This is a genomic window from Chryseobacterium gwangjuense (assembly GCF_021311115.1).
GTDB classification, from domain to species: Bacteria; Bacteroidota; Bacteroidia; order Flavobacteriales; family Weeksellaceae; genus Chryseobacterium; species Chryseobacterium gwangjuense.
Window position 1 is genome coordinate 179,182 of sequence record NZ_JAJTNP010000007.1, and the last position, 25,521, is coordinate 204,702.

Consider the following 25,521-nt stretch of genomic DNA (forward strand, 5'->3'; position numbering starts at 1 on the left):
TACTATTATTTATAATTAATAATTAATTTACAGCAAAAATATCGATAACCTCACCTTCAGCAAGTTTGATTACCGCTTTTTTCAATTTGTTTGTCTTTCCTACTTGAAGACCTTTTTTAGTGTATTTCGAAGAAACCTTCGGAGCATAAATCATTGTGTTAACGTCTGCTACTTTTACACCATAAGCTTCTTCAACAGCTTTTTTGATTTGGATTTTATTCGCCTTAGTGTTTACTAAGAAAGAATAAGAACCTCTTAAATCTGTAAGGTAATTAGCCTTTTCTGAGATAACTGGTTTAATAATAACTGACATGATTTATTTCTTTAAATTTTCCTGGAATTTTTCAACTGCACCTTCGAAGAATACAATCTCACCTGCATTTACTAAATCGTAAGAGCTAACTTCGTTGAAGTTCATTACTTTAGTTTTAGGTAAGTTTCTTGAAGACAAATACACATTCTTGTTAGCTTCAGGAAGAATGAACAAAGATTTTTTACCGTTCAATGTCAATGCATCTAATAAAGTAATGAAATCTTTAGTCTTAGGAGCATTTAAGCTCATATCTTCTAAAACTCTGATGCTGTTGTCTCTCATTTTCTGAGATAAAACAGATTTTTTAGCTAATCTCTTAAGAGCTTTGTTCAATTTGAATCTGTAGTCTCTTGGTTTTGGTCCGAATACTCTACCTCCACCTCTGAAAGTTGGAGATTTAATATCACCATATCTAGCAGATCCAGATCCTTTTTGCTTCTTAAGTTTTTTAGTAGAAGCAGTAATTTCGCTTCTTTCTTTTGCTTTATGAGTCCCTTGTCTTTGTGCAGCAAGGTACTGTTTTACTTCTAAGTAAACCGCGTGCTGATTTGGCTCAATTCCGAATACTGTTTCGTCTAGAGTTACTTTTCTTCCGGTCTCTTTTCCTGATGTATTTAATACTACTAGTTCCATTTTCTGATAATTACATAAGAATTTTTAGCTCCCGGAACAGCACCTTTTACTACTAAAAGATTTTGTTCTTGATCCACTTTTAATACTTGAAGGTTTTGAACAGTTACCTGCTTACCTCCCATTCTTCCAGCCATTCTCATCCCTTTGAATACTCTTGAAGGGTCAGATCCAGCACCGATAGAACCTGGAGCTCTAAGTCTGTTGTGCTGACCATGAGTTGCCTGCATTACACCTCCAAATCCGTGTCTTTTAACAACACCTTGGAAACCTTTACCTTTAGAAGTACCAGTTACATCTACATATTCACCTTCGATGAATAGATCAACTTTCACTTCCTCTCCTACTTTTGCTTCAGCAAATCCGTCGTGGAATTCTACTAATTTAGCTTTAGGAGCAGAACCAGCCTTTTTGAAATGACCAGCTAACGCTTTACCAACGTTCTTCTCACTCTTGTCATCGAAACCTAATTGAACAGCTGAATAACCGTCAACTTCTAAGGTTCTGACCTGTAAAATCGAGCATGGACCAGCTTGAATAACTGTACAAGGAATGTTTTTTCCTTCTTCGTTAAACAAAGACGTCATACCGATTTTTTTACCAATAATACCTGACATTGTTTATGTTATAATAAAATTTATCCTTTATTTATCCCCATTTTTCGGAAGTCTGAAGTAATTTCTACTTTTGATATAGGCATACTACGCCCCTAAAATGAGTGTGCAAATGTATGAATAATTTTGCAACCTACAAATATTTCTAGCAAAATATTTTGATTTTTAATCATTTAGATGTTTTCTGAAAATTTTCGTTTAAACTTCGCTACATTATTTTTTGTTTTATGAGAAATTTAAAAATAGGTTCATTTTAATTTAATACTGGTATTTGAGCCCTGCTTTAAAAGCTTCAGAAAAATTCACAAAAAAGCTTAGAATAAGGAAAAATTTCAATTCTTGAAGATCAATCTCCGTAATTTTACGGTGTAATTTTTGCAAGGATATTTTTAATTTTGAATAAATATCTAGGTTTAAATATTTGTTCAAAATTTCTATCTTCTATTTTTCTTACTCTTTATCATTTATGAAAAGAAAATAATCTATCCACATCATGAAATTCATCAAAATACTACTTCTCTTTTTTATCTTCCTGATCACTTCCTGCAACAAGAAAGAAAATCATTTGTATGGTTTCTATTACTGGAAAACAAAGCTGGCTTTGAATGATACGGAAAAGAAAACACTGAGCCAAGCAACATTACCCTATTTATATACACGTTTTTTTGATGTAGACAAAATTGACAACAAGTTTCAGCCTGTTGGAATTATTACCAAAGACAAAAGTTTTGAAACACAGAAAAAAATCGTCCCCACGGTTTTCATCACCAACCGGACTTTTCTTTACATCAAAAAGGAAGAAATAACCTTTCTCGCTAAAAGTGTTCATGATCTTATTCAAAAGAAAACTTCAGAATATCATCTTACAACTCATAACGAAATTCAGATCGATTGTGACTGGACGGTCGGAACCCGTGATGATTACTTTACATTTTTAAAAGAATTAAAAAAAATATCTGGAAAAGAAATCACCTGTACGCTCCGGCTTCATCAGGTGAAAGATAAAAACCAGACCGGAATTCCACCCGTGGAAAAAGTATATCTGATGTGCTATTCTACTTCTTCGCCATTAGAGAACTCTGATAAAAATTCAATTCTGGATGTAAATACCCTGAAAGCATACCTTTCCAAGATTGATGAATACCCGATCAAAAAAATTGAAGTAGCGCTTCCCATTTACTCCTGGGGAATTATTACCAATCATTTAGAAAAGCATAAACTCATCAATGCTTTATCTAAAAAAGATCTCGAAAACCCAGATTTCAAAAGAATATCCGAAAATGAAGCCGAAGTACAAAAAGACGGATTTTATTTCGGGCATTACTTCAACAAAGGCTTCATGATAAAGATTGAAGAAATTTCTGATGATCAACTTAAAGAGGTGATTCAGTTTTTGGAAAACAAAATCCCTAATTTTAACATTATATATTATCAATTAGATAGTAAATTTGTAATCAACCAAGATTTTAATTTTTAAAATCAAACTAAAAAACACCACAATACAATGAAAAAGTACATTCTTTCACTTACAGTTTTATCCCTTTTCTATACAAAGTCAAGCGCGTGTGCATGGTCTGATCCGGATTATGAGTATTTCAACTTATTCACACAAAGTATTATTAAGGACAAATCTTACTTACCGTTTCTTCACAGCTACTCTACCAGATTTTATGACCAATACAAATCCGGAATGATTCCCGATGAAAATATAGAATCCTGGAAGAAGTTCTTCAACAATCAGCTTTCCTATTCAGAAACAGATTACCTTGTTCATAAGATCAGCCTGAACGATCTTAATGATTTAAAAAAAGGAAATCCTAATAATCAGTTGCTTAAAAAACTGGGGACAGGATTTTATCAGAAATACAAAGAAGGAATTGATTATTTAATTGAGGCTAAATATTTAGAACCTTATATGAGGATCAATTTTGTAGAGAATGAAAATTCATTTTATTATGGTGGAAGTGGCAACGATAAAAATGCTACGAATCTTGATTACAACAAAACCATTGCTGCATTAACTTCATTATATAACGCCGCAAGAAATCCTGAAATCAAGCAGCGTTACGGTTACCAAATCGTTCGTTTTAATCATTATACAAGAAATTACGATGCTGCAACACAGGCTTTCAAAACATACGTTCAACCGGTTAAATTGAAAGGAACTCCTTATTTTATGGCTTTGGATCAGCTTGCAGGCGCACAAAGAGGACTTGAAATGAACAGCGATGCCAACTGGAATTTCTTTCAGGTTTTCATGAACAGTAAAAGCCGTAAGGAATCTGCATTCGTCTCCATGAAACTTTCCGACACCGCTTCTTTTAATAATATCATGAAAAGAGCAGGAACGAATGAAGAGAAAAACATGGCGTACTTTCTTTTAGGATATGAAGATTTCAACAACCCTATTCCGATCATGGAAAAGATGTTTGAGATCGATCCGAATTCTGAAATATTAAAAGTAATGGCGGTAAGGAGTATCAATGAACTTGAAAGAAGTTACCTACCCATTTATTATTATTCTGACGATAATAATTCTGCAGTTCAAAAAACCACAGCTCCTACAACTTCATCCGAAACGAAAGTTGTAAAAGAAGAGAAACTTTCTATCTGGCAAAAAATTGTTCGCTTTTTTAAAAATCTTTTCGGAGGTTCGAAGTCTGATAAAAATAAAGAGAACAACAAAGCTGATCAGAGTGATGATGAATTGTTGGAAAACCCAAACAGGATTCCGGTTTTCACAAAAAGCAATTATTGGTTTGATGAAAAGACAAAAGACTATTTGGATGACTTGGAAAAGTTCACTACTAAAACCAAAGAAAAATCTAAAGACGAATATTGGCAAATTGCAGATGCCTATCTGAAATTTTTGAAAAAGGATTACAAAGGAAGTACTGAAATTTTAGAAGACATTGAAACCACCAATCCGGAATATCTTGAGCAGATCAAAAGAATGAAAATACTCAATGATATTGTTTCACAGCCTAAAATAGATGCGGAGTATGAAGATCATTTAATGAAAGACTATGCAGAATATTTTATTGAAAAAGAAGCCAAAAAAGACAGCACAAATACAGAGGAATATGATTATTACGGTTCTGTTCCGTCAACTGCCGACTTCCTGAAAGATGTTTTGGCAAATCGTTATTTTCTTCAGGGAGAAGACGGAAAATCGTTCCTGATGAATAATAAGCTTTCCGACCTTCAGTACAATCCGAATTCAAGCTTGGTTAAAAGCGTGGAAGACTTCTACCGAAAACCAAATAAAACCCAGCTTGAGCAGCAGATCATTGCCAAAAACATGGATGATGTAGGTAATATCGAAGCATTTTTTGCCACCATTTATGGTGACAGAGCGATGAGAACTGCCGATTTTGAAAAAGCGAAATCCTATTATCAGAAAGCACAGAATTTTACTGGAATTCCTAGAGAAAATTATGAAACATATAATCAGGAAACAGGAAAATATGAAAAACTGGTTTACGACGGAACCAATTATGATGGTTTCAATAATATTCCTGATTATATTTTCGGACATAATGTTTGGGAAAGCTTCGGAAGTCCGGATGAACAAAGTATGAAAGCTGAAAACTACACTGCATTTCCTTTCATTAAACCTAAAATGAATAAGCTGCAACTTGCCGATGCTTTAATTCAGCTTAAAAAAGCAGGAAATGGAAAAGATGAGAAATCGGCAAAAGCAAATCAGCTGATTGGAAATCTCTTGTACAATACTTCTATTTTGGGATATTACAGAGAAGTTTTCGTAATGGATATTGACAACAGCAATGGAGGAAAGTATGATTTCTGGCAAACGGAACAAAAAAATCCGTATCAGTATTATTATAAAAACTTCCTGGACAGATCTTTCATCGAGCCAGATAATTTTGACCTTGCCATTAATTATTACAAAAAAGCCTTATCTCTTTCTGCTAACAAAGAAGAAAAAGCAAGAATACTTTTCCAGATGGCAAGTGCCGAACAAGGAAAATATTATCAATATGAAGCCAAGAACCAGGCAAATATTGATTATTCCGATCCTCAATGGTCTGAAAAAACAGATGAGCATCAAAAGCAATTGGATCAGATTAAAAATCAAAAATACAGAACCTATTTTGCTTTACTGAGAACACAGTATGCAAATACAGAGACTGCTAAAAATCTTATGGGAAGCTGCTCTTATTTCGGTTACTTTATGAAATAGTTTTTTAAAATAGAAAAGGAATCAATTCGATTCCTTTTTTTCATTTTGTTTCTGAAGCCATTCTTCATGTCTCGTTTTGAAGGCTTCATGTTTATTATGCTGATTATGCTCTGCTGCATCTATGGAGTGTGAAGTGTGGATATCCGCATCGTTTTTGGCGAGCTTTGCCAAGTTTTCATAGAAGCAGTGCAGCTGATCCAATTCTTTTTCTGTCAGTTCTTCAATATCTACAATTCTATTACTTGCTTTTCCATGCGCCGCAATCAATTCGTTCAGCTTTATCTGAATGGCTTTCGAATCTTTATTTTGTGATTTCTGAATGAGAAAAACCATCAAAAAAGTAATAATGGTCGTTCCGGTATTGATGACCAATTGCCAGGTTTCTGAATAATCAAAAACAGGTCCTGAAAACGCCCAGGCAATTACAATAACCGTGGCTCCTATAAAAGCATAAGGACTGCCTGTAAATTTTGTTGCCCAATCTGAAAATTTCTCGAAAATACTTTTGTTTGATTTACCCATTGTATTAGTTTTGGTAGGTTATAAATATCAAAAACTCCGCCGAAGTTGGCAGAGTCTGGGTTAATTTGATTGGTTCCTTATTCGTATTTCATTGCTTTATCCCTTTCGATCGGGTTATTGGTTTTGCGAAGCATTTCCTGAAGTTTTTTACTAAGATCATTGAATTGTTCTGCTTTGGTAATTTTCGTTCCCATGACAAACATTTCCCCTTGCATATTTTCTTTAAAATCTTTTCTCATATCCTGAAGAGGATCGTTATAGAAATCCAGCTTTTTCTTAATTCTTATTTTTTCGGACACTTCCAAAGGTTTTGTTCCATAATAAGTTTCCACAAATCCTAGTGTATCGTAAGTCTCCTTCAAATTAGTGTTTTTAATTAAAGTGAAAATGAAATTAGAACTTGAGTCTTCCAGTTGAAAAATCAATCCCGGAAGTCCGCGAAATTTATAAGGTCCTTCAGAAATAGCTACATTTTTGTTGAACCACGCCACCCAACTTCTTCCTCCGAAATTCGTAGTCGCCTTTTGTAAGGTATATTCTCCAAACTTTTTGGTTTCATTCGATAGGTTCCAAGACATTTTATCTTCCGTTGGAAAGGTAAACATATCATGGCCTATCAATTCATAATTCTGATTTTTAAAGGAATTTCTTTCATGTTTTAATGAGGGAAACCAACTCCCATACCGACGTCCGTAATTTCCTGTAGCTTTATTAATGGAATCTGACTTTAAGTAATCGTATTCATAATATTTTACATCTTTAGGGTTAACGTCTAATACGAAATTCACCTTTTCATGCTGGCTTTTAGTAGAATCCATTTTGAATTGAAGTTCATAAATAAATCTCTGTGTTTGTGCATTTACGCAGCAACTTATTATTACCAACAATGAAAGTATTTTTTTCATGATCATATTTTTACTAAATATACAAAACAAACTGAACCCAGTAATACATCGTATTAATTGTTTTTTAATTCAATTTTAAGAAGATGAAAATGTATTATAAATGAAAAATCCGTCCCAAAAAGGAACGGATTTTTTATAATCATGCAAAGTATGCAATTATCACACTTTAATTTCAACGTCAACTCCTGAAGGAAGTTCTAATTTCATTAGAGCATCAACAGTTTTAGAAGAAGAAGAGTAGATATCCATTAGTCTCTTGTGAGCTGATAATTGGAACTGCTCTCTTGCTTTCTTGTTTACGTGCGGAGATCTCAACACAGTGAAGATTCTCTTATTCGTTGGCAATGGAATTGGTCCGTTTACAACAGCACCAGTAGCCTTTACCGTTTTTACGATTTTCTCAGCAGACTTGTCTACCAAGTTGTAATCGTAAGATTTTAGTTTTATTCTGATTCTTTGTGACATTTCTTTAATTTAAAAATTAACCTTTTGCTTTAGCGATGATATCGTCAGCAACGTTTTGAGGAGTAGCTTGGTACTTCTCTAATTCCATAGAAGAAGTAGCTCTTCCTGATGAAAGTGTTCTTAGAGTTGTTACATATCCAAACATTTCAGAAAGTGGAACAGAACCTTTGATTACAACAGCACCGTTTTTCTCTTCCTGACCACTGATAGTACCTCTTCTCTTGTTAAGGTCACCAATGATGTTACCCATATATTCTTCCGGAGTTACAACTTCCAGTTTCATAATAGGCTCCATAATTACTGGCTTAGCAGCACGTCCCGCTTCTTTAAATCCTAATTTAGCAGCCATTTCAAAAGAAAGAGCATCAGAATCCACTGCGTGGAAAGATCCATCTTTAAGAGTAACTTTAATACCTTCAACTTCGAAACCAGCCAAAGGACCGTTCTTCATTGCAGCTTTAAATCCTTTTTCAATTGCAGGAACAAATTCTCTAGGAACGTTACCACCTTTGATCTCATTGATGAATTCTAAACCAACTTTACCTTCGTCTGCAGGTCCTAGTTCAAATACAATGTCAGCAAATTTACCTTTACCACCAGATTGTTTTTTGTAAACTTCTCTGTGTTGAGCAACTTTTGTTAAGTTTTCTTTGTACTCTACCTGAGGTTGTCCTTGGTTTACTTCAACCTTGAATTCTCTCTTCATACGGTCTACAATGATATCTAAGTGAAGCTCACCCATACCAGAGATGATCGTTTGTCCAGAAGCCTCGTCAGTTCTTACAGTAAACGTTGGATCTTCTTCAGCCAATTTAGCTAAAGCGTTACCCATTTTATCCTGGTCAGCTTTAGTTTTAGGCTCAACAGCGATACCAATTACCGGATCAGGGAAAACCATCGATTCTAGAACGATTGGGTTTTTCTCGTCACACATAGTATCACCAGTTTTGATAGACTTGAATCCTACCGCTGCACCAATATCACCAGCTTCAATATATTCTACTGGGTTTTGCTTGTTAGCGTGCATCTGATAGATTCTAGAGATTCTTTCTTTATCTCCTGAACGAGTGTTCAAGATATAAGAACCAGCATCTAGTCTTCCTGAGTATGCTCTGAAGAATGCTAATCTTCCCACGAACGGGTCAGTAGCAATCTTAAATGCTAGAGCAGAGAAAGGCTCATCTACAGATGGCTTTCTTGTAATTTCAGCGTCAGTTCTTGGGTCAGTACCTTTGATATCATCTTTATCCAATGGAGAAGGCAAGTATTTACATACTGCATCCAACATAAACTGTACTCCTTTATTCTTGAATGAAGAACCACAAGTCATTGGGATAATAGATAAATCGATAGTAGCAGCTCTCAATGCAGCATTGATTTCTTCTTCTGTAATTGAATCTGGATCTTCGAAGAATTTCTCCATCAAAGTTTCGTCATATTCAGAAACAGCTTCTACTAGTTTCTCTCTGTATTCAAGAACTTCATCTTTCATGTCTTCAGGAATTGGAACTACTTCGAAAGTAGCACCTTGTCCAGCTTCATCCCAGATGATCGCTCTGTTTTTAATTAAGTCAACAACACCTTTGAAATCTTCTTCAGCACCGATTGGTAAAACGATTGGAACTGCATTTGATCCTAACATCTCTTTAACCTGGTTTACCACGTTAAGGAAGTCAGCACCTTGTCTGTCCATTTTGTTTACGAATCCCATTCTAGCAACTTTGTAGTTGTCAGCAAGTCTCCAGTTTGTTTCAGACTGAGGCTCTACTCCATCTACTGCAGAGAATAAGAATACCAATCCATCCAATACTCTTAAAGATCTGTTTACTTCTACAGTGAAGTCAACGTGTCCCGGTGTATCGATAATGTTGAAGTGATAAGGTTTAGTATCAGCTAATGGCTTACCTTGGTCTGTTGGAAAGTTCCAAGAACAAGTAGTCGCAGCAGAAGTAATTGTAATACCTCTTTCTGCTTCCTGCTCCATCCAGTCCATTGTAGAAGCACCATCGTGAACTTCTCCAATTTTGTGGTTTACTCCTGTATAGAATAAGATTCTTTCTGTAGTCGTAGTTTTACCAGCATCAATGTGCGCAGCAATACCAATGTTTCTTGTAAATTTAAGATCTCTACTCATTTCTAATTAGAATTTAAAGTGTGAGAAAGCTTTGTTAGCTTCCGCCATTTTGTGAGTATCAGATTTTTTCTTGAAAGCAGCACCTTCTTCTCTAGAAGCAGCTACTACTTCATTAGCTAATTTCAAAGCCATAGACTTATCATTTCTCTTTTTAGAGTAGCTAATTAACCATTTCATTGCCATAGAAATTTTTCTATCAGCTCTGATTGGCATAGGGATCTGGAAGTTAGCTCCACCTACTCTTCTAGAACGTACTTCTACGTGAGGCATAACGTTTGTTAATGCATCTTTCCAGATTTCTAGTGCAGTTTTTTCAGTTTCTCCTTTTTTAGTTTCTACGATATCTAATGCATCATAGAAAATTTTGAATGCGATTGACTTCTTACCGTCAAGCATTAAGTTGTTTACGAATCTTGTTACCAATTGATCATTAAACTTCGGATCTGGTAACAACGGTCTTTTTTTCGCTTTTGTCTTTCTCATTGCTTTTGTACCTTATTTAATGATTATTTTTTCTTTCCTTTTGCAGGAGCAGCAGCTGCTTGTCCTGGTTTAGGTCTCTTAGCTCCGTACTTAGATCTTCTCTGTGTTCTTCCATTTACACCAGCTGTGTCTAAAGCACCTCTTACGATGTGGTAACGTACTCCCGGTAGGTCTTTCACCCTTCCGCCTCTAACCAATACTATCGAGTGCTCTTGAAGATTATGTCCTTCGCCCGGGATATAGGCGTTAACTTCTTTACCGTTTGAAAGTCTTACCCTTGCTACTTTTCTAAGTGCAGAGTTAGGTTTCTTAGGTGTAGTTGTATATACTCTCGTACATACACCACGTCTTTGTGGACAAGAATCAAGGGCAGCCGATTTGCTCTTCTTGGCAAGCGTGGCTCTTCCTTTTCTTACTAATTGTTGAATAGTAGGCATTTAATTGCTTTTTATTTTAGGGTGCAAAAATAGCAATATTTTTTTAATTAACAAGCAGTTATGAAGAAATAATCTTTTTATTTAAAAATTAATTAACAGACACTTAGATTTAATCAACAATTGTGACCTGCACATTCTTATTCCAATTAAAAGCCTTAATGTTCTTCTTAAGCTGTTGCAGATTATGATGATCAATAGAATAGAAAGAGACTTCATCCTGAGCAACACTAAACTTATCCTGGATTTTCAAAACAGCCGCTTTCTTCCATCCATCCGGAACTTCTCCCTGAAGCCAGTTTTCATAGACAACCGCTATTTCATATTTATTTTTATCACAATATTCTGTAAGAAAAATCTTAAAGCTTTGATCAAACTGTTTTTTAGATTCATTAAAACGGATAGTCTCAACCGATCCCAACCCTGCAATATCTAATAAATGAATATCTGTATAATAAGTAATTGCACCAATATCATTGGCCACTACTTTTGATGTATTATAATAGGTATGAAGAAATCTTGCAGATTGAAACTGCTGTTCGTACACATTTTTACCACCTTTCTCTAACATCATATGAGCCACCCAACATTTGTAGCCCAGCAGAACAACATTCATTATTATTAATCCGGAAATCAATTTTTCATTCCTCACCTTGTATTTGAAGTTCACAAAAAAAGGTTTCATTATAGGAATCAGTGCCATACAAAAACCAACAAGAATATAAGCTTCATACCTAAACATTCCTTTGAGATCAGCAAACATTGAATGACAGACTACCAGTAAAGAGAATACGATAATCAGAAAATGATCTTTAACAAACTCATTAAAGCTTCTTTTGTTCTTAGAATCTCTCAAGATCAGGATTAAACTTATCACAACAGGAAAGAAACCTATTTTATAAAAGCTTATATTGAATAAAAAGTTATCTAAAAGAATTGATTTTAATTGAACAGATAAATTGGAATCAAAGCTAAGTTTCGTTCCTTTTACTACAACCGAATTGGGAAAGAAATACCCGTCATGCTGCTCATTAAAATAACCAAAAATTAAAATCGGAATAAATCCGACCAACAAAACCATAATGGCTTCTTTCCATTTTTTCGTTAAAGCAAATACAAAAGCCAACATTACAAAATAAAACATACTTTCAAAACGAACCAACCCCATTAATAATAACGAAGAATAAAATCCGAAAACAGCCCATTTATTTTGAATTTTTGAAAAACAGAAAATATTGAGCACAATCAAAAAGACATGAAACACATGCTCCATTCCCGACAACACCTGCAGATGTAAAACAGAAAAAAACAAAGTGAAAAGGACAGCACAAACAACACTTCTTGTTTTTTCAAAAATCCCGGAGAAATATTCATTAAGAAAATAAACAGTTCCTATCCCGAAAACCACATTAAAATACAAAGGAATCTGATCGCTATTTCCAAAGATCTTAATCAGGACACTTAAGAGATAAGTAAACAAAGGAGAAGAAGAAGTGGAAGAAAATTGATACTTCGTCACTCCCCAAACATCATATAATGCAAAATTCTTTGCTATCGCCAAATGAATATAAGCATCATCAATAGGGTATACATAATGAGCATCTGTTTTCAAAAGTACATTCAGATAATATCCCAAGCAAATCCCAAAGAATACAATACCTATTATCAAAAAGCTCTTTAAGTGTACTCCAAAAACTACCCTCATATTTTTTATACATTATAAAAATATCAAAGATAAGTATCATCTATTACATTTAACCAGAGTTCGGCACAGTATTTCCTACCTTTGTGGTATATAAATAATAAACCTATGAAAAACGCAAGTATTATTGGATTAAAAGAAGCCGATTGCAAGAAAATTGCAGAAAAATTAAATATCCTTTTGGCCAACTATTCTGTTTTTTACCAAAACACAAGAGGTTCTCACTGGAACATTAAAGGGGAACAATTTTTCACCCTGCATCCGAAATTTGAAGAGCTTTACAATAGTTTAGTCCTGAAAATAGATGAAATTGCAGAAAGAATTCTAACATTAGGAGCAACACCGGCACATAATTATTCCGATTATTTAAAAGTTGCAACCATTAAAGAAAGTCAGGAAGTAAGTAACGGAACCAAAAGTGTAGAAATTATTTTAGATTCCTTTAAAGTGGTTATCGATCTTCAAAGAGAGCTTTTAGATATCACCGATAAAGCCGGAGACGAAGGTACAAACTCTCAAATGAGCGACTACATCACAGAACAGGAAAAAGAAGTCTGGATGTATAATTCATATTTAGGGAAATAAACCGTTCAGAAACTTCAAAATAGTATAAAAAAATCGCCTTACATTTAGGCGATTTTTATTTTTAATTAATAAATTTGCGTTAAAACAACACAATTATGCACGATGTACGTTTAAACTCCATTCTAGACAATGATTTTTACAAAATAACCATGCAGAATGCAGTCGTAAAATTATTTCCCGGCTCTATCGTAAAATATGAATTCATCAACAGAGGCAAACATGAATTTCCGGAAGGCTTTGACATTGCTTTAAGAGAAGCCGTAAACAAAATGGCAGAACTTAAACTGACGAAGGAAGAAAAAAAATTCATGGCAAGAACCTGTCCATATATAGATCTCCCTTATCTCGATTTTCTTGAAGGCTATCATTATGATCCGTCCGAAGTAAAAATCGTTCAAACCGGAAGTGAACTTTCAGTCAGTGTAGAAGGTCTTTGGTACAGAACTATTCTTTGGGAAGTACCTTTATTAGCCTTAATCAGTGAACTTCATTACGAAATGAATCACATGGAGAGAGACTCCAACGAAGTTGTAATGCAGAAAACCCTGGAAAAAGCAGATGCATTAGCAACATTGGGAGTCAATTTCGCAGAGTTCGGAACCCGAAGAAGGCATTCTTATAAAGTACAGAATTTGGTAATGGAAGCTTTGAATCAAAAAAAAGATTCCACATTTATCGGAAGTTCAAACGTACACTTCGCCATGAAATACGGAGTAAAACCTATCGGAACCCATGCTCACGAATGGTTTATGTTCCATGCAGCGGAATATGGTTTTAAAATGGCCAACGAATTGGCACTGGAACATTGGGTAGATGTTTACAGAGGGGATTTAGGAGTTGCCCTTTCTGACACTTACACTACAGATGTTTTCTTTCAGCAGTTTGATAAAAAATTCGCAAAACTTTTCGATGGCGTTCGTCATGACAGCGGAGATGCCTTAGAATTTGCAGACAAAACAATTGCGCATTATCAAAGACACGGAATCAACCCTTTGTTTAAATATATCATTTTCTCGGATGCTTTAAATCTGGAAAAAGTAGAAGAAATCACCAATTATTGCAGAGGAAAAATCGGAATTTCTTTCGGGATCGGAACCAACCTCACCAACGATGTCGGCTTAAAACCAATGAATATCGTCATGAAACTAATAGGCGTTCAAGCTCCAAATCAAGAATGGATTCCAACCGTAAAACTTTCTGATGAACACGGAAAATATACCGGAGATCCAAAAATGATCGAATTGGCCAAAGAATTTTTAAGAATTAAAAACTAACCACATGAAAACAAAAATCATCTTAGCATTTTCTCTTTTTACAGCATTTTTTTCATTTGCTCAAAAAACTCCAGAAAAACCAAAATTCAATCAGCAGCTTGCCGCAAAATTGGGTGCAGACAAATACGGAATGAAAGCGTACACCATCGTAATGCTGACAACCGGAACTACCAAAATCGAAGACAAAGCTAAAATGGGTGAATTGATGAAAGGACACTTAGCTAATATTGGAAAACTAGCAGACGAAGGAAAGATTATCGTCGCTGGTCCATTCAGAGAAGACAATAAACAAAATTTTGAAGGAATGTTTATTTTTAACACCAAATCTAAAGAAGAAGCAGAACAATGGGTAAAAACCGATCCGGCAGTTCAGGCAGGAGTTTTCGGATATGAGATTTTCCCTTGGTACGGTTCTGCCGCATTGCCAATGTACCTTGAACATCATAAGGAAATTTCAAAAGAGAATCCATAGCAATGGGATTTTACACCAAATTTTCTGACCAAGATTTAATCGAGTCTTACAATAATCAGATTGACTATCAAGGCAGAGCAACAAAAGAACTTTTAGAGGAAATTACTTCCAGAAGTTCTTTTGAAGATTTTCAAGCTAAAATTGAAAATCAGAAAACCTTATTAAATGAACGGAATAGAATCATCAGAGAAATTCATCAACATTATTTAAATAAATCATCACAAGAGGAATGCTTTTCACTATTACATTCAGAATTCCTTTCACTAACAGAAATCAAAATGCTTGTTGAAACAAAGTATACAGACATTCATCAAAACATTGAAAATTTAAAAGTTGATTCGGACACCATATTGAAAAGTTTTTTAGGAATAATTGTAGCATCAGTTCTCAGCTCATTTGCAATTATTTTACTACTTTATTTTGTCAATTCATTTCTTGTATTTAATTTCTTTCTACTTATCCCTGCTTATATCATCAATTATTTTATCATCCGTTTAATTACAAACAAAACAAGGGATAATCTGGCTGTTTTTATCGCAACTTTTTTAGCAACAGTTTTAAATTTTATCTTTTTTATTCTTTTAATTAGCCAATAGTTTTAAAACTCAATATTATCAATCTTTTAACCTCACAGAATCTGTAGGGTTTTATTATATTTATAAAAACAAAAACCCAATATGAAAACCATCGAAGAAGTTCTGAAAAAATTAGACGAGATCATTATTTGGAGTAAAGAAAACAAAAGTCCGGTTGGATATTTCGCCTGCACGTACAGAATTATGACTGCACAGGTTTTAAAAGGAATACAGCAGAAAAAATTTGAAGACAATCCAAGAATGACTTTGCTGGATCTTGCCTTTGCTCAAAGATATCTTGAAGCCTGGGAAAATTACCGGAAAGGCAAAAAATGTACTAATGCTTGGTATTTGGCTTTTGAAGCCACAAAAAACAAAGACCTTCTCATTTTACAGCATATTTTCCTAGGAATGAATGCGCACATTAATCTGGATCTGGGAATTTCCGCAGCATCTATCATGCCTTACAGAAAAATAAATCCTCTGAAAAAAGACTTTGAGAACATCAACAATGTCATTGCTTCTATCAATCAAAAAGTTCAGGACTCTTTGAACAAAATCTGTTATCCGGTAGAATTAATCGATAAAATATCAAATGGAAAAGACAATATCGTTTTAGATTTTGCCATTTCCAAAGCAAGAGACACTTCCTGGGCAACAGCCGTGATTGCTTCAAACACTCCCAACTTTCTAAGAGAATCTGTGATCGGAATTGTAGATTACGCTGCTGCCAAAGTAGCTTCCCAAATTTTAAATCCTAAAATTCTGACTCCGGCTTTATTAAAAGAATTAAAAAAATGTGAGAGTACGGATGTTGTTAAAAACATTGAAATTCTTCAAGCGACAAAAAATAGTTGAGACAGTTTAATAAACTCTATTTTACTTTTCTTTTTGTAATTTTGACGAATGGAAATGAGTTATTTGATCATCGGATGTATTGTTGGAGGAATTTTAGGTGGTGTCATTCTGTATTTCATGATGAAATCATCTATGGTTTCCAGAGCTTCTCATGATGAGCTTACTCGTCAAAACATCAAAATTTCTTCTGATCTTGAAAATTCACTTGAAAAAATCCAGGATCTTCAGACTCAAATTTCAAAGGAAAAAGATTCTTATCTACTTCAAACCGATCTTTTGGATGATTTGAAAAGTGAATTTGCAAAAGTTTCGGCAGAACACTCTTCTATTCAGTCTCAATTCGAGGATCAAAAATCCGTTCTTTCCAGCCAAATCAATCACATTGAAAAGCTTTCCATTGAAAAACAAGATCTTATTGCTAAAAATGCGGAGCTTTCTGCATTAAACCTAAATTTAAAACAATCTCTGGAAACCCAAAAAGAAGAAATTTCAAAAATTCAGGAGGAAGGGAAATTGCAGTTTGAAAACTTAGCCAATAAAATTTTAGAGGAAAAGACAGAAAAATTTACAACTTTAAACCATACTCAGTTAAAAACAATCCTTGAACCTTTCCAGGAAAAAATCAACGACCTTAAGAATAAGGTGAATGAAGCCTATGAAAAGGAAAATAAAGAACGTTTTTCTTTGGCTGAAAAAGTAAAGGAACTCGCCCTGCTGAATCAGCAAATTTCTGAAGATGCCAAAAAACTGACCAAAGCATTAAAAGGAGAAAGCAAAACCCAAGGAAACTGGGGTGAAATGATTTTAGAAAGTATTTTAGAAAAATCCGGCTTAGTAAAAGGTCGTGAATATTTTCTTGAACATGAACTTCGCGACGAAGATAACAAAGCTCTTTTTTCGGAATTTTCAGGCAAAAAAATGCGTCCTGATGCTGTTGTAAAATATCCGGATGAAAGAAATGTGATTATTGATTCAAAAGTTTCTTTAACCGCTTTTACAGAACTTGTGGATGAAACCGATACCGAGATTTATCAGATAAAGCTTAATCAGCATATTTCGTCCATTAAAAATCATATTACCCAACTGAGTCAGAAAGCATATGATGATTATGGCAAATCATTAGATTTTGTGATGATGTTCATTCCAAGTGAACCGGCTTATATTGCAGCGATGCAAGCCGATCAAAATTTATGGAATTTTGCCTATGAAAAGAGAATTTTGCTATTAAATCCGAGTAATTTAATCACTTCTTTGAAACTCATTGCTGATCTTTGGAAAAGAGAATATCAAAACAGAAACTCGATTGAAATTGCTGAACGTGGGGCAAAACTTTACGATAAATTCTCCAGTTTTGTAGAAAATCTTGAAAAAGTTGGCAAAAATATAGATCAGGCAAAGAATGTTTACAATGATGCCTTCAAACAATTATATACAGGAAACGACAATTTAATTGTCCAGACCCAAAAACTGAAATCTTTAGGAATCAAAAATAAAAAAGAACTTCCTCAAAGCTTGATCGACAATTCCCAAAACCCTTTAGAATCTTAAACTATCATGATAGAAAGCTTTCAAAACGAAAAGATAAAAAGTCTTACTAAACTTATTACTGATAATCGCCACAGAAAAAAATCGAATGTTTTTGTGGTAGAAGGTGATCAGGAAAATGAAAGAGCTCAGAAATTCAACTTCGAACCTGTGGAATTCTATATCTGTGAAAGTATTTTCAAAGGCAAAACACCTATTGGAAAAATTCACTTTGTGAATGAAAAGGTTTATGAAAAAATAGCATACAGAGGAAGTTCTGAAGGAATCATCGGTGTTTATAAAACCAAAGATGAAAATCTGCAATCATTCACACCGAAAGAAGACTCTACCATAATTATTGTTGAAGGTATAGAAAAGCCCGGAAATCTGGGTGCAATTTTAAGAAGTTGTGAAGCTTTCGGAATTGATGCACTAATTGTTTCTGACGGAAAAACAGATTTCTATAACCCGAATGTAATCAGATCCAGTGTTGGCTGTTTATTCGGCATGAATGTATTTCAGGCAGACAACCAGGAAACATTAGCATTTTTAGAAAAAAACAAGTTTAATATCTACACCACGATTATGGATGAAACTGCCGAAAATCTACCTTTGAGAGATTTTAAGCAGAAGTCTGCGATACTTTTCGGAACGGAACATTCAGGACTGAGTGATTTTTGGTATCAAAAGGGACAGAATACCTTAATTCCGATGAGCGGAAGCATAGATTCTTTAAACCTGAGCAATGCTGTCGCTATTACTTGTTATGAGGCTTTAAGACAAAAGATGATTTAAAAATCATCTTTTTATATTTTAAACGCATAAAAAAACCGCTTCATAAATGAAACGGTTCTTTTATTGTAAGATAAGTTTAGAATTATTTCTTAACTTCTTCTTTTTTTACTTCTTCTTTTTTAACTTCAGTAGTTACTTTAGTAGAGTCAGCAGCTTTAGTAGCTGTAGAATCAGTAGGAGCAACAGCTGTAGAATCTGTAGTAGGAGCAACTGCAGTAGAATCTGTAGTTACAGCTGTAGAATCTGTAGTTTCAGTTGTAGCTTCACCTTTTTTACAAGCAACCAAAGAGATAGCAGCGATAGCAGCTACGAATAATGACTTTTTCATAATAAATTAAATTTAATTTTGTTAATATTGTTTTATAAAACTCTTTTCTGTTCTGTTATTTGAACAAGGCAAAGGTATAGTAGATAGAAAATTTGTTTATGAAAAATAATTGTAATACTTTTGTAAAACAATTTTACAAATAAACACAACTGAATTCCAATAACTTAATCATTTAAATAAAAATTGACAGATTTAGATCTATTGCATTTTGAGCAACTAAAAAAGGACGTACAGGCTCAATATTTGGAACAACACACCCCTTCCTTTGAAGATATTTCAAAATGGAAAGGTATTGACATCATATATTTTCAGGAAGATCTTCGTAAAAAAGCAAAAGGGAACATCAGCGAAAAGTCTTTTTACACTTACTTCAAAACTTCTCCCGTCACCAAATTACCACGTATAGACATGCTCAATTTATTGAGTATTTATACTGGTTATGAGTCTTGGTACGAATTCAAAAAGCAACATCTTTTTGCCGGAGAATTGCTCACAGAAGATGAGAATTTAACAGAGAATGAGATTAAAGAATTAGAGAAAACAGTTTCAATGTCACCTAATTTACCTCAAGAAGTACTTTCACCAGAAAAAACAGAGTTTAGGAGTCCTGAAAACATTGATTTACAAAAATCAAACACTGACAATCAGATAATTAATAAAAATACTGAAATTTCACAATCTTCTACTTTTGAAATTCAAAACCCAAAGAAAAACTTTTTAAAAAAGAACGCTTGGGCGATTATTACTTCAATTTTGATTTTAATTACAGGAGTACTTGGGTTTAAAGATGCTATTTTTCAAAAAACATATACTTATTGTTTTACGGATGCTGATCGTGCTGTTTCTGTAATGAACACCATTGAGATCAAAGTTATCAAAGAAAATGAGTCTCCTATTCTGTACAAAATAAAACCCGGTGAATGTTTCCGCTATTCTACTAAAGATAAAAATCTGAAATTAAGAATAACAGCTCCTTTCTACGAAGATCTGGAGGTCAATAGAAACCTTGAAAATGCGCCAGAAGAGGAAATGATAGAACTAAAACCGGATGACTACAAAATGGCAGCCAATTATTTTTCGATAAAAGACGCTAATGGCAATCCTGAACTTTTAAAACAAAAACGTAAACAGCTTGACAACCTCATCAGCAACAATGCTATCATTTATCAGGTTTATGACAATGCAACCTATGGTATTGAAACTTTAGACAAGCAAAAATATATCACACTAGTAACCACACCTACGACTTCTCTTAAAAACCTAAGTGTAATTGAAATGAAGAGAGAAAAAGGGAAAATAGTATCTATCAAATTTAAAATTGCTAATACAGATGAAAACAATAAATAATCTTTTAGTCTTGGCAGTAATGCTTTTTAGTTTAGCATCATGTAACAAAAAGAACACAGAAGTAAGTGATTTAGATAAATTAAGAAACAGTAATAACAGAAAAACATATCCTGCAATACAAATGGATAGCGCACAAGCTATCAACTTTATTACCAAACAAAAAGTTCAGGAATTGCTGGATCTTTCCACACTTTATCTTTCAGGAAATAAAGACACTGAAATCGACACGGTCATTTATTCTCAGATGGAAAGTTATTTCGATAAACCAGACAGTCTTACCTTCAAGAAATTATTTCGTGAACTGGACAGTTTAAAGGTAAAAGCAGTAAAAGTAAACAACTTGGAGGTCTATAAAGATGTTCATAAAAAAGACACCTTAGATTTCGCCAAATTCAGTGTAGAATATTTTGATAATAAAAACAAGTCTATAGGAGTTTTTGAGAAAAACGCACAGTATATTTTACAATCATCTCCCGTAAAGTTTAAAAAAGAATTTAAGTTTTATTTCTTAAATTTCTATTCCAAACCTTTACCGAAAGACAGTACATCAGCAGGAGTCACTAAATAGTCAAGCGGAATATCATTTTCCCAGACATCATCGATATTTTCATCGGGGTTAAAGTAATTAACTCCGATTTTTTTTACCTCATCAGAAACAGTTTCAAAGAAACCGTCATAAAAACCTTTTCCATAACCTACTCTATTCCCATTTGCATCGCAATACAACAGCGGCGTAATTACATACTGAAAAAAAGTCTCTCCGGAATCTTCATTGGAAACCGGCTCAGAAATCCCCCAATTGCTGGTTTCAAAAACGGTATCAGTAAAAATTTCGATATTGATTAATTCATCTGCTACAATCTTCGGTACAAAAACACGGATATTATGTGCTAAAAAATAATCAATGAAGATTTGTGTATCAATTTCTTTTCTTTCCAAAATCGGGATAAAAATATGCACTTTCTCTCCTTCTTTAGGTTTAAAATAAGTAATGAAATGTTCAAAAATCTTTTCAGATAACAAGAAAGCCTCATCAGTTGACAAGGCTTTTCTTTTTTGCATATATTTTTTTCTAAGCTCAGCTTTTAACATCGTAATTATGTGTTTTTAAGCTTCCAGAATTTTATATAATTTATCTGACAAACGAACTCTGAACGGAAGTTCAAAAGTAATTTGATCCCCTTCTTTTGCAGTATCGCTGAAATTTCCATCAACAAAAATCTGAGTAATTGTAATTTCCTGATCTCCAGTTGTAGGTCCTGAAATTAAAACTTTATCTCCAACAGCAAGTTCTTTAGATTCAATTAAAAACTGCGCAATTTTTGATTTTGAATAATAATGCTCAGCTTTTCCTATTAATGTCTTTTTAACTTTTATTTTCTGACGGATATCTTTCGTTTCAGCTTTTGTTGCTTTTGCTAAAGTTTGAGTAGAAAGATCTCCGGAATTTTTAAATTTCAAAGCTTCAGATTTCCCTTTTCTAAACACTTTGTTTCCAACCTGAAGTCCTTTTCTCAATTTCAACTGCTCATCCAAAGGCAAATGAATGGTTTCAAGACATTCTGTAGAACACGTGTTTTCCATAGCTTCTTTACATTCATCACACTGAATAAACAATAAATGGCAAGCATCATTCGCACAATTCGTATGGTTATCGCAAGGTTTTCCACATTGGTGACATTGCGCAATAATATCGTCTGTAATTCTTTCACCCAGTCTATGGTCAAACACAAAGTTTTTACCAATAAACTTACTTTCTATCCCTTCTTCTTTTATCTGGCGGGTATATTCGATAATTCCACCTTCCAGCTGGAATACGTTTTTAAAACCTTGATGTTTGAAATAGGCACTCGCCTTTTCACAACGGATTCCACCAGTACAATACATCAAAAGGTTTTTATCTTCTTTAAAATCCTGTAACTGATCGTTGATAATCGGTAAGCTTTCTCTGAAGTTTTCTACATCAGGAGTAATCGCTCCTTCAAAATGCCCTACTTCGCTTTCGTAGTGATTTCTAAAATCTACCACAATCGTATTCGGGTCTGCAAGCATCGAATTGAATTCCTGTGCTTTCAAATGAATTCCTTTGTTCGTAACGTCAAAAGTATCATCATTTAAACCGTCAGCAACGATTTTGTTTCTGACTTTAATTGTCAACTTTAAAAAAGAATGATTGTCCTGATCTACCGCTACGTTCAAACGGATTCCTTTCATGAAATCGTAGACTTCCAGCGTATCGCGAAATGCTTCAAAATGATCCGCAGGAACACTCATCTGAGCATTAATTCCTTCGTGAGCAACATAGATACGACCTAATGCATCAAGTGCATTCCAAGCTATAAATAATTCGTCGCGAAACTTTTTTGGATCTTCAATTTTGGCATACGCATAGAAAGACAATGTAAGACGTTCCTTACCAGCTTCATCAATAAGTTGAGCTCTTTCTTCTGCGCTTAAGGTGTTGTACAGTTGCATGCTATAAACGTTTTAAGTGAGAAAAATTTTTGCAAAGATAATAATTTTTAATTGAGTGTATTATGAGTAATGTCACAAACTCTTCGATAGAGATAATGAATTATAAGCCATGCGTAATTTTTGTTGATTAGCTTAACTTTATTAGAAATTAAATTTAACTTTTGTTACCATACAGTCATCTATAGGTCATATTATCTTTAATAAATTTTTAAGGTTTGTTAATTGAGAATTTAAAAATTATGGCATAATATATAAATTATTACAATTGCTGTTAAATTTTAGTTAAAACTGAAACATTCCATACCGATTGCATACCTATTTAGCATTAAATTTGTTTACAGTAAAACGAAAACATAACTTCAATAAATAACAAAGAAAGATATACAATGAAGAGTACTTTAAAAAAACTATTACCATTTGCAGTAGTAGGCGTAATGTCAGGAGCTACTACCGTTGGAGCATTACAATACATCAATCATGATTCCAACAGCACAGATCAATCATACTTTACAAAAGCATCCAACGTTTCCTTCGCAGGAATGAATTCTGCGGTGGTAGGTGATGATTTCGTAAAAGCAGCTAAAACAACTGTTCCGGCTGTAGTAACCATTAAAAACTATCAGTCCAGAACAACAAGCAGAGCTTCTGAACAGGATATGTTCGATTTCTTCTTCGGAGATCCGTTCGGAGGAAGAGGACAACAAAGACAGAAACAACAGCAAGCACCTGACAATATGCCTTCAGGAATGGGATCAGGAGTGATTATTTCGCCGGACGGGTATATTATTTCCAACAACCACGTTGTTGCAGGAGCCAATAAACTTGAGGTTGTTCTAAGCAACAAAAAGTCTTATATCGCAACATTAATAGGAACGGACCCGAATACAGATATTTCGTTATTAAAAATTGAAGAAAAGGGACTTCCCTATTTAAACTTTGCGAATTCTGACAATATTGATGTCGGACAATGGGTTCTTGCGGTAGGAAATCCACTTGGATTGAATTCTACGGTAACGGCAGGTATTGTTTCGGCTAAAGGCAGAGGAATCGGAATTTTAAGCTCGCAAGGAAAAGCAGCCAACCCGATTGAAAGTTTTATTCAGACGGATGCTGCCATTAATCCAGGAAACTCCGGAGGAGCTTTGGTAAATACAAACGGAGATCTAATTGGTATCAACTCTGCCATTCAATCTACAACAGGATATTATCAAGGGTATGGATTTGCTGTTCCAGCAAACCTGGCAAGAAAGATTGTTGAGGACATTAAGAAGTTCGGTATCGTACAAAGAGGATTCTTAGGAGTAACGACTTTAGATCTTTCTAACGATCAATTAATCGCAGCTTATAATAAGGATCAGAAGACCAATATAAAAGCAGGATCTGGAATGTATGTTACAGGATTCGGAGAAAATAGCGGGGCTGAAGACGCAGGTATCAAAAAAGGAGATATTATCACTAAAATTGACACGTATGCTATCACAGATTTCGCTGATCTTTCCGCTGCTATCGGAAGCAAAAGACCGGGAGATAAAGTACAGGTTACTTATTTAAGAAACGGAAAAGAAAATGTAACGACTGCTACTCTTAGAGACCAAAAAGGAGGTACTTCTACAAGAACAAAAGCTGATCTTAGCGTTACTGAAAAAATTGGAGCAGAGTTTGAACCATTAAGCGATAGATTCAAAACAGATTACGGATTAAACAGTGGTGTTGTAGCGAAAAATGTAGCAGAAGGAAGCGAAATTGCTAAAATTGGAATTGTAGACAATTACATCGTTATCGAAATTAATGGTAAACCGATCAATTCACAAAAAGACGTTGAGAAAATTCTTGACAAATACTCCGGAAACGTACAGGTGAAATTTGTAGATGCTTACGGACAAATTTATACGAGAGGATTTAAAATGCCTTAATTAAAGAGCTAAATTTAAATTCATATCAAAAAAAGCGCTGCAAACTGCAGCGCTTTTTTTGATTTATTGTTATGATTTATTCATTTTTTCAGCAATTCTTTTTTTCTTACTTCGTTCATAAAAAACTTCAACAATTTTCCCTCCAATCCAGGAAAACGGGAAAAAGGTAAGAAAAATCGAAATCTTATAAAATGTAGGATGGTACGGAAAAATAATAACATCCAACATCGCTATAAACAGCATAATAAAACCGATAAGAATAGCATAAGCTACTTTGGCATATTTAACGATAATTGCAGTGGCTACTCCTCCTATTGTAGTTCCCAAGCCGGAAATAAATAAAAGAAAGCCAAAAAAAGCTTTATCATTCTGCATGCTCTGAAGAAATCTTTGCCAATGCTCAAACGGAGCAAAAGCTTCGAAAGTAACCCATTGTGGAAACACTCTTATACCAAGAGTAATAATAAGTCCCGCAATACCGAGCCCTACAATAACCGCCAATGTATTTCTAAAAAAATTCATGAATTCTTAATCCTGATGTGCAATCATAGAAATTTCGACATCAACGTTCTTTGGCAAGCAAGACACTTGAACGGTCTCACGAGCAGGATAGGTATCCGCATCCAAATAAGAAGCATAAATATCATTCATTACTGCAAAATCATCCATATTTTTAAGGAAGATGCTCGCTTTTACAACATTTTTAAATGTCATTCCAGCCTCTGTAAGAATAGCCTCAAGGTTCTTCATCACCTGATGTGTTTCTTTTTCAATTCCTTCTACCAATTTACCAGTTGCAGGATCTACAGGGATCTGACCTGAGATATACAAAACACCATTTGCAAAGTTAGCTTGTGAATAAGGTCCGATAGCTGCAGGTGCATTAACTGTGTTGATTATTTTTTTCATTAGAATTTATTTTGGGTGCAAATATAAAATTTATATTCCATTTCTCTTCCCGAATCTCAT

Annotated in this window: 27 protein-coding genes; 12 read left to right on the top strand and 15 right to left on the bottom strand. The window is 34.2% G+C overall.

Annotated elements, in window-relative coordinates:
* Positions 1–22: 22 nt before the first annotated feature.
* From rplW to rplC, 3 genes are read right to left on the bottom strand one after another with little or no spacing between them, the layout of a single operon-like run.
* Positions 23–313 (bottom strand): 50S ribosomal protein L23, encoded by a 291-nt coding sequence (gene rplW, locus LV842_RS14985; protein ID WP_233112245.1) that lies wholly within the window; start codon positions 311–313, stop codon positions 23–25.
* 3 nt (positions 314–316) lie between these two features.
* Positions 317–946 carry a 50S ribosomal protein L4 gene (rplD, locus tag LV842_RS14990; RefSeq protein WP_076444040.1) on the bottom strand — a complete coding sequence of 210 codons (630 nt, stop codon included), beginning with the start codon at positions 944–946 and terminating at the stop codon, positions 317–319.
* Positions 937–1,560, bottom strand: a complete 624-nt coding sequence (gene rplC, locus LV842_RS14995) for a 50S ribosomal protein L3 (RefSeq protein ID WP_233112246.1) — start codon at positions 1,558–1,560, stop codon at positions 937–939. The genes rplD and rplC overlap by 10 nt, the downstream gene beginning before the upstream one ends.
* Before the next feature lie 490 nt (positions 1,561–2,050).
* Between rplC and LV842_RS15000 the strand changes: the two genes are divergently transcribed.
* Entirely contained in the window at positions 2,051–3,034 is a 984-nt protein-coding gene (locus LV842_RS15000) for a hypothetical protein (protein WP_233112247.1), read from the top strand.
* A gap of 27 nt (positions 3,035–3,061) precedes the next feature.
* Positions 3,062–5,761 (top strand): hypothetical protein, encoded by a 2,700-nt coding sequence (locus LV842_RS15005; protein WP_233112248.1) that lies wholly within the window; start codon positions 3,062–3,064, stop codon positions 5,759–5,761.
* Between the two features lie 21 nt (positions 5,762–5,782).
* On the opposite strand, the gene LV842_RS15010 is transcribed toward LV842_RS15005, so the two are convergent.
* The 7 genes from LV842_RS15010 to LV842_RS15040 all read right to left on the bottom strand — a co-directional run bounded on the left by LV842_RS15010 (position 5,783) and on the right by LV842_RS15040 (position 12,409).
* Complete coding sequence (locus LV842_RS15010; protein ID WP_233112249.1) at positions 5,783–6,283, bottom strand: low affinity iron permease family protein; 501 nt, start codon at positions 6,281–6,283, stop codon at positions 5,783–5,785.
* A 77-nt stretch (positions 6,284–6,360) separates the two neighbouring features.
* Positions 6,361–7,188, bottom strand: coding sequence for a GLPGLI family protein (locus LV842_RS15015; protein ID WP_233112250.1), 828 nt, complete (start codon positions 7,186–7,188; stop codon positions 6,361–6,363).
* Between the two features lie 159 nt (positions 7,189–7,347).
* Complete coding sequence (gene rpsJ, locus LV842_RS15020) at positions 7,348–7,653, bottom strand: 30S ribosomal protein S10 (RefSeq protein WP_002661363.1); 306 nt, start codon at positions 7,651–7,653, stop codon at positions 7,348–7,350.
* Positions 7,654–7,669: 16 nt separating this feature from the next.
* Positions 7,670–9,787: an elongation factor G gene (gene fusA, locus LV842_RS15025; RefSeq protein WP_233112251.1), complete on the bottom strand. Its 2,118-nt coding sequence runs from the start codon at positions 9,785–9,787 to the stop codon at positions 7,670–7,672.
* A gap of 6 nt (positions 9,788–9,793) precedes the next feature.
* Complete coding sequence (rpsG, locus tag LV842_RS15030) at positions 9,794–10,270, bottom strand: 30S ribosomal protein S7 (protein ID WP_034677991.1); 477 nt, start codon at positions 10,268–10,270, stop codon at positions 9,794–9,796.
* Positions 10,271–10,293: 23 nt separating this feature from the next.
* On the bottom strand, positions 10,294–10,707 hold the full coding sequence (gene rpsL, locus LV842_RS15035) for a 30S ribosomal protein S12 (RefSeq protein ID WP_002983146.1): 414 nt from the start codon (positions 10,705–10,707) through the stop codon (positions 10,294–10,296).
* Between the two features lie 109 nt (positions 10,708–10,816).
* Positions 10,817–12,409, bottom strand: a complete 1,593-nt coding sequence (locus tag LV842_RS15040; protein ID WP_233112252.1) for a hypothetical protein — start codon at positions 12,407–12,409, stop codon at positions 10,817–10,819.
* Between the two features lie 105 nt (positions 12,410–12,514).
* On the opposite strand from LV842_RS15040, the gene LV842_RS15045 reads away from it, so the two are divergent.
* From LV842_RS15045 to LV842_RS15075, 7 genes are all read left to right on the top strand, one after another.
* Entirely contained in the window at positions 12,515–12,991 is a 477-nt protein-coding gene (locus tag LV842_RS15045) for a Dps family protein (protein ID WP_233112253.1), read from the top strand.
* A gap of 95 nt (positions 12,992–13,086) precedes the next feature.
* Entirely contained in the window at positions 13,087–14,265 is a 1,179-nt protein-coding gene (gene pncB / locus LV842_RS15050) for a nicotinate phosphoribosyltransferase (RefSeq protein WP_233112254.1), read from the top strand.
* Between the two features lie 4 nt (positions 14,266–14,269).
* Entirely contained in the window at positions 14,270–14,737 is a 468-nt protein-coding gene (locus LV842_RS15055; protein WP_233112255.1) for a YciI family protein, read from the top strand.
* A gap of 2 nt (positions 14,738–14,739) precedes the next feature.
* Positions 14,740–15,333 carry a hypothetical protein gene (locus LV842_RS15060; RefSeq protein ID WP_233112256.1) on the top strand — a complete coding sequence of 198 codons (594 nt, stop codon included), beginning with the start codon at positions 14,740–14,742 and terminating at the stop codon, positions 15,331–15,333.
* 81 nt (positions 15,334–15,414) lie between these two features.
* Positions 15,415–16,170 carry a DUF5995 family protein gene (locus tag LV842_RS15065; protein ID WP_233112257.1) on the top strand — a complete coding sequence of 252 codons (756 nt, stop codon included), beginning with the start codon at positions 15,415–15,417 and terminating at the stop codon, positions 16,168–16,170.
* A gap of 54 nt (positions 16,171–16,224) precedes the next feature.
* Positions 16,225–17,718, top strand: coding sequence for a DNA recombination protein RmuC (gene rmuC, locus LV842_RS15070; RefSeq protein WP_394801218.1), 1,494 nt, complete (start codon positions 16,225–16,227; stop codon positions 17,716–17,718).
* 6 nt (positions 17,719–17,724) lie between these two features.
* The gene (locus LV842_RS15075; protein ID WP_233112259.1) at positions 17,725–18,489 is read left to right on the top strand and encodes a TrmH family RNA methyltransferase; all 765 of its coding nucleotides are present in this window, start codon (positions 17,725–17,727) and stop codon (positions 18,487–18,489) included.
* A gap of 82 nt (positions 18,490–18,571) precedes the next feature.
* Here the strand turns inward: LV842_RS15075 and LV842_RS15080 are convergent, their stop codons facing one another.
* Positions 18,572–18,817, bottom strand: coding sequence for a hypothetical protein (locus tag LV842_RS15080; RefSeq protein ID WP_233112260.1), 246 nt, complete (start codon positions 18,815–18,817; stop codon positions 18,572–18,574).
* A gap of 183 nt (positions 18,818–19,000) precedes the next feature.
* Here LV842_RS15080 and LV842_RS15085 point away from each other — a divergent pair, with 183 nt between their 5' ends.
* Both LV842_RS15085 and LV842_RS15090 read left to right on the top strand, forming a co-directional pair.
* Entirely contained in the window at positions 19,001–20,164 is a 1,164-nt protein-coding gene (locus tag LV842_RS15085) for a hypothetical protein (protein ID WP_233112261.1), read from the top strand.
* Positions 20,148–20,732: a hypothetical protein gene (locus tag LV842_RS15090; protein WP_233112262.1), complete on the top strand. Its 585-nt coding sequence runs from the start codon at positions 20,148–20,150 to the stop codon at positions 20,730–20,732. Before LV842_RS15085 ends, LV842_RS15090 begins: the two co-directional genes overlap by 17 nt.
* Here LV842_RS15090 and LV842_RS15095 read toward each other — a convergent pair.
* Both LV842_RS15095 and trhO read right to left on the bottom strand, forming a co-directional pair.
* Positions 20,681–21,256 carry a 5-formyltetrahydrofolate cyclo-ligase gene (locus tag LV842_RS15095; protein ID WP_233112263.1) on the bottom strand — a complete coding sequence of 192 codons (576 nt, stop codon included), beginning with the start codon at positions 21,254–21,256 and terminating at the stop codon, positions 20,681–20,683. The genes LV842_RS15090 and LV842_RS15095 overlap by 52 nt on opposite strands.
* A 15-nt stretch (positions 21,257–21,271) precedes the next feature.
* Positions 21,272–22,639 carry an oxygen-dependent tRNA uridine(34) hydroxylase TrhO gene (trhO, locus tag LV842_RS15100; RefSeq protein WP_233112264.1) on the bottom strand — a complete coding sequence of 456 codons (1,368 nt, stop codon included), beginning with the start codon at positions 22,637–22,639 and terminating at the stop codon, positions 21,272–21,274.
* A gap of 386 nt (positions 22,640–23,025) precedes the next feature.
* On the opposite strand from trhO, the gene LV842_RS15105 reads away from it, so the two are divergent.
* A complete protein-coding gene (locus LV842_RS15105; protein ID WP_233112265.1) occupies positions 23,026–24,552 on the top strand; it encodes a trypsin-like peptidase domain-containing protein in 1,527 nt (508 codons plus the stop codon).
* Between the two features lie 69 nt (positions 24,553–24,621).
* Here the strand turns inward: LV842_RS15105 and LV842_RS15110 are convergent, their stop codons facing one another.
* Both LV842_RS15110 and LV842_RS15115 read right to left on the bottom strand, forming a co-directional pair.
* The gene (locus tag LV842_RS15110) at positions 24,622–25,074 is read right to left on the bottom strand and encodes a hypothetical protein (protein WP_233112266.1); all 453 of its coding nucleotides are present in this window, start codon (positions 25,072–25,074) and stop codon (positions 24,622–24,624) included.
* Between the two features lie 6 nt (positions 25,075–25,080).
* Positions 25,081–25,461, bottom strand: a complete 381-nt coding sequence (locus LV842_RS15115; protein ID WP_233112267.1) for a RidA family protein — start codon at positions 25,459–25,461, stop codon at positions 25,081–25,083.
* Positions 25,462–25,521: the final 60 nt, after the last annotated feature.

Coding starts and splice junctions, on each gene's coding strand:
- rplW (WP_233112245.1), bottom strand. CDS start 313: ATGTCAGTTATTATTAAACCAGTTATCTCAGAAAAGGCTAATTACCTT.
- rplD (WP_076444040.1), bottom strand. CDS start 946: ATGGAACTAGTAGTATTAAATACATCAGGAAAAGAGACCGGAAGAAAA.
- rplC (WP_233112246.1), bottom strand. CDS start 1,560: ATGTCAGGTATTATTGGTAAAAAAATCGGTATGACGTCTTTGTTTAAC.
- LV842_RS15000 (WP_233112247.1), top strand. CDS start 2,051: ATGAAATTCATCAAAATACTACTTCTCTTTTTTATCTTCCTGATCACT.
- LV842_RS15005 (WP_233112248.1), top strand. CDS start 3,062: ATGAAAAAGTACATTCTTTCACTTACAGTTTTATCCCTTTTCTATACA.
- LV842_RS15010 (WP_233112249.1), bottom strand. CDS start 6,283: ATGGGTAAATCAAACAAAAGTATTTTCGAGAAATTTTCAGATTGGGCA.
- LV842_RS15015 (WP_233112250.1), bottom strand. CDS start 7,188: ATGAAAAAAATACTTTCATTGTTGGTAATAATAAGTTGCTGCGTAAAT.
- rpsJ (WP_002661363.1), bottom strand. CDS start 7,653: ATGTCACAAAGAATCAGAATAAAACTAAAATCTTACGATTACAACTTG.
- fusA (WP_233112251.1), bottom strand. CDS start 9,787: ATGAGTAGAGATCTTAAATTTACAAGAAACATTGGTATTGCTGCGCAC.
- rpsG (WP_034677991.1), bottom strand. CDS start 10,270: ATGAGAAAGACAAAAGCGAAAAAAAGACCGTTGTTACCAGATCCGAAG.
- rpsL (WP_002983146.1), bottom strand. CDS start 10,707: ATGCCTACTATTCAACAATTAGTAAGAAAAGGAAGAGCCACGCTTGCC.
- LV842_RS15040 (WP_233112252.1), bottom strand. CDS start 12,409: ATGAGGGTAGTTTTTGGAGTACACTTAAAGAGCTTTTTGATAATAGGT.
- LV842_RS15045 (WP_233112253.1), top strand. CDS start 12,515: ATGAAAAACGCAAGTATTATTGGATTAAAAGAAGCCGATTGCAAGAAA.
- pncB (WP_233112254.1), top strand. CDS start 13,087: ATGCACGATGTACGTTTAAACTCCATTCTAGACAATGATTTTTACAAA.
- LV842_RS15055 (WP_233112255.1), top strand. CDS start 14,270: ATGAAAACAAAAATCATCTTAGCATTTTCTCTTTTTACAGCATTTTTT.
- LV842_RS15060 (WP_233112256.1), top strand. CDS start 14,740: ATGGGATTTTACACCAAATTTTCTGACCAAGATTTAATCGAGTCTTAC.
- LV842_RS15065 (WP_233112257.1), top strand. CDS start 15,415: ATGAAAACCATCGAAGAAGTTCTGAAAAAATTAGACGAGATCATTATT.
- rmuC (WP_394801218.1), top strand. CDS start 16,225: ATGAGTTATTTGATCATCGGATGTATTGTTGGAGGAATTTTAGGTGGT.
- LV842_RS15075 (WP_233112259.1), top strand. CDS start 17,725: ATGATAGAAAGCTTTCAAAACGAAAAGATAAAAAGTCTTACTAAACTT.
- LV842_RS15080 (WP_233112260.1), bottom strand. CDS start 18,817: ATGAAAAAGTCATTATTCGTAGCTGCTATCGCTGCTATCTCTTTGGTT.
- LV842_RS15090 (WP_233112262.1), top strand. CDS start 20,148: ATGAAAACAATAAATAATCTTTTAGTCTTGGCAGTAATGCTTTTTAGT.
- LV842_RS15095 (WP_233112263.1), bottom strand. CDS start 21,256: ATGTTAAAAGCTGAGCTTAGAAAAAAATATATGCAAAAAAGAAAAGCC.
- trhO (WP_233112264.1), bottom strand. CDS start 22,639: ATGCAACTGTACAACACCTTAAGCGCAGAAGAAAGAGCTCAACTTATT.
- LV842_RS15105 (WP_233112265.1), top strand. CDS start 23,026: ATGAAGAGTACTTTAAAAAAACTATTACCATTTGCAGTAGTAGGCGTA.
- LV842_RS15110 (WP_233112266.1), bottom strand. CDS start 25,074: ATGAATTTTTTTAGAAATACATTGGCGGTTATTGTAGGGCTCGGTATT.
- LV842_RS15115 (WP_233112267.1), bottom strand. CDS start 25,461: ATGAAAAAAATAATCAACACAGTTAATGCACCTGCAGCTATCGGACCT.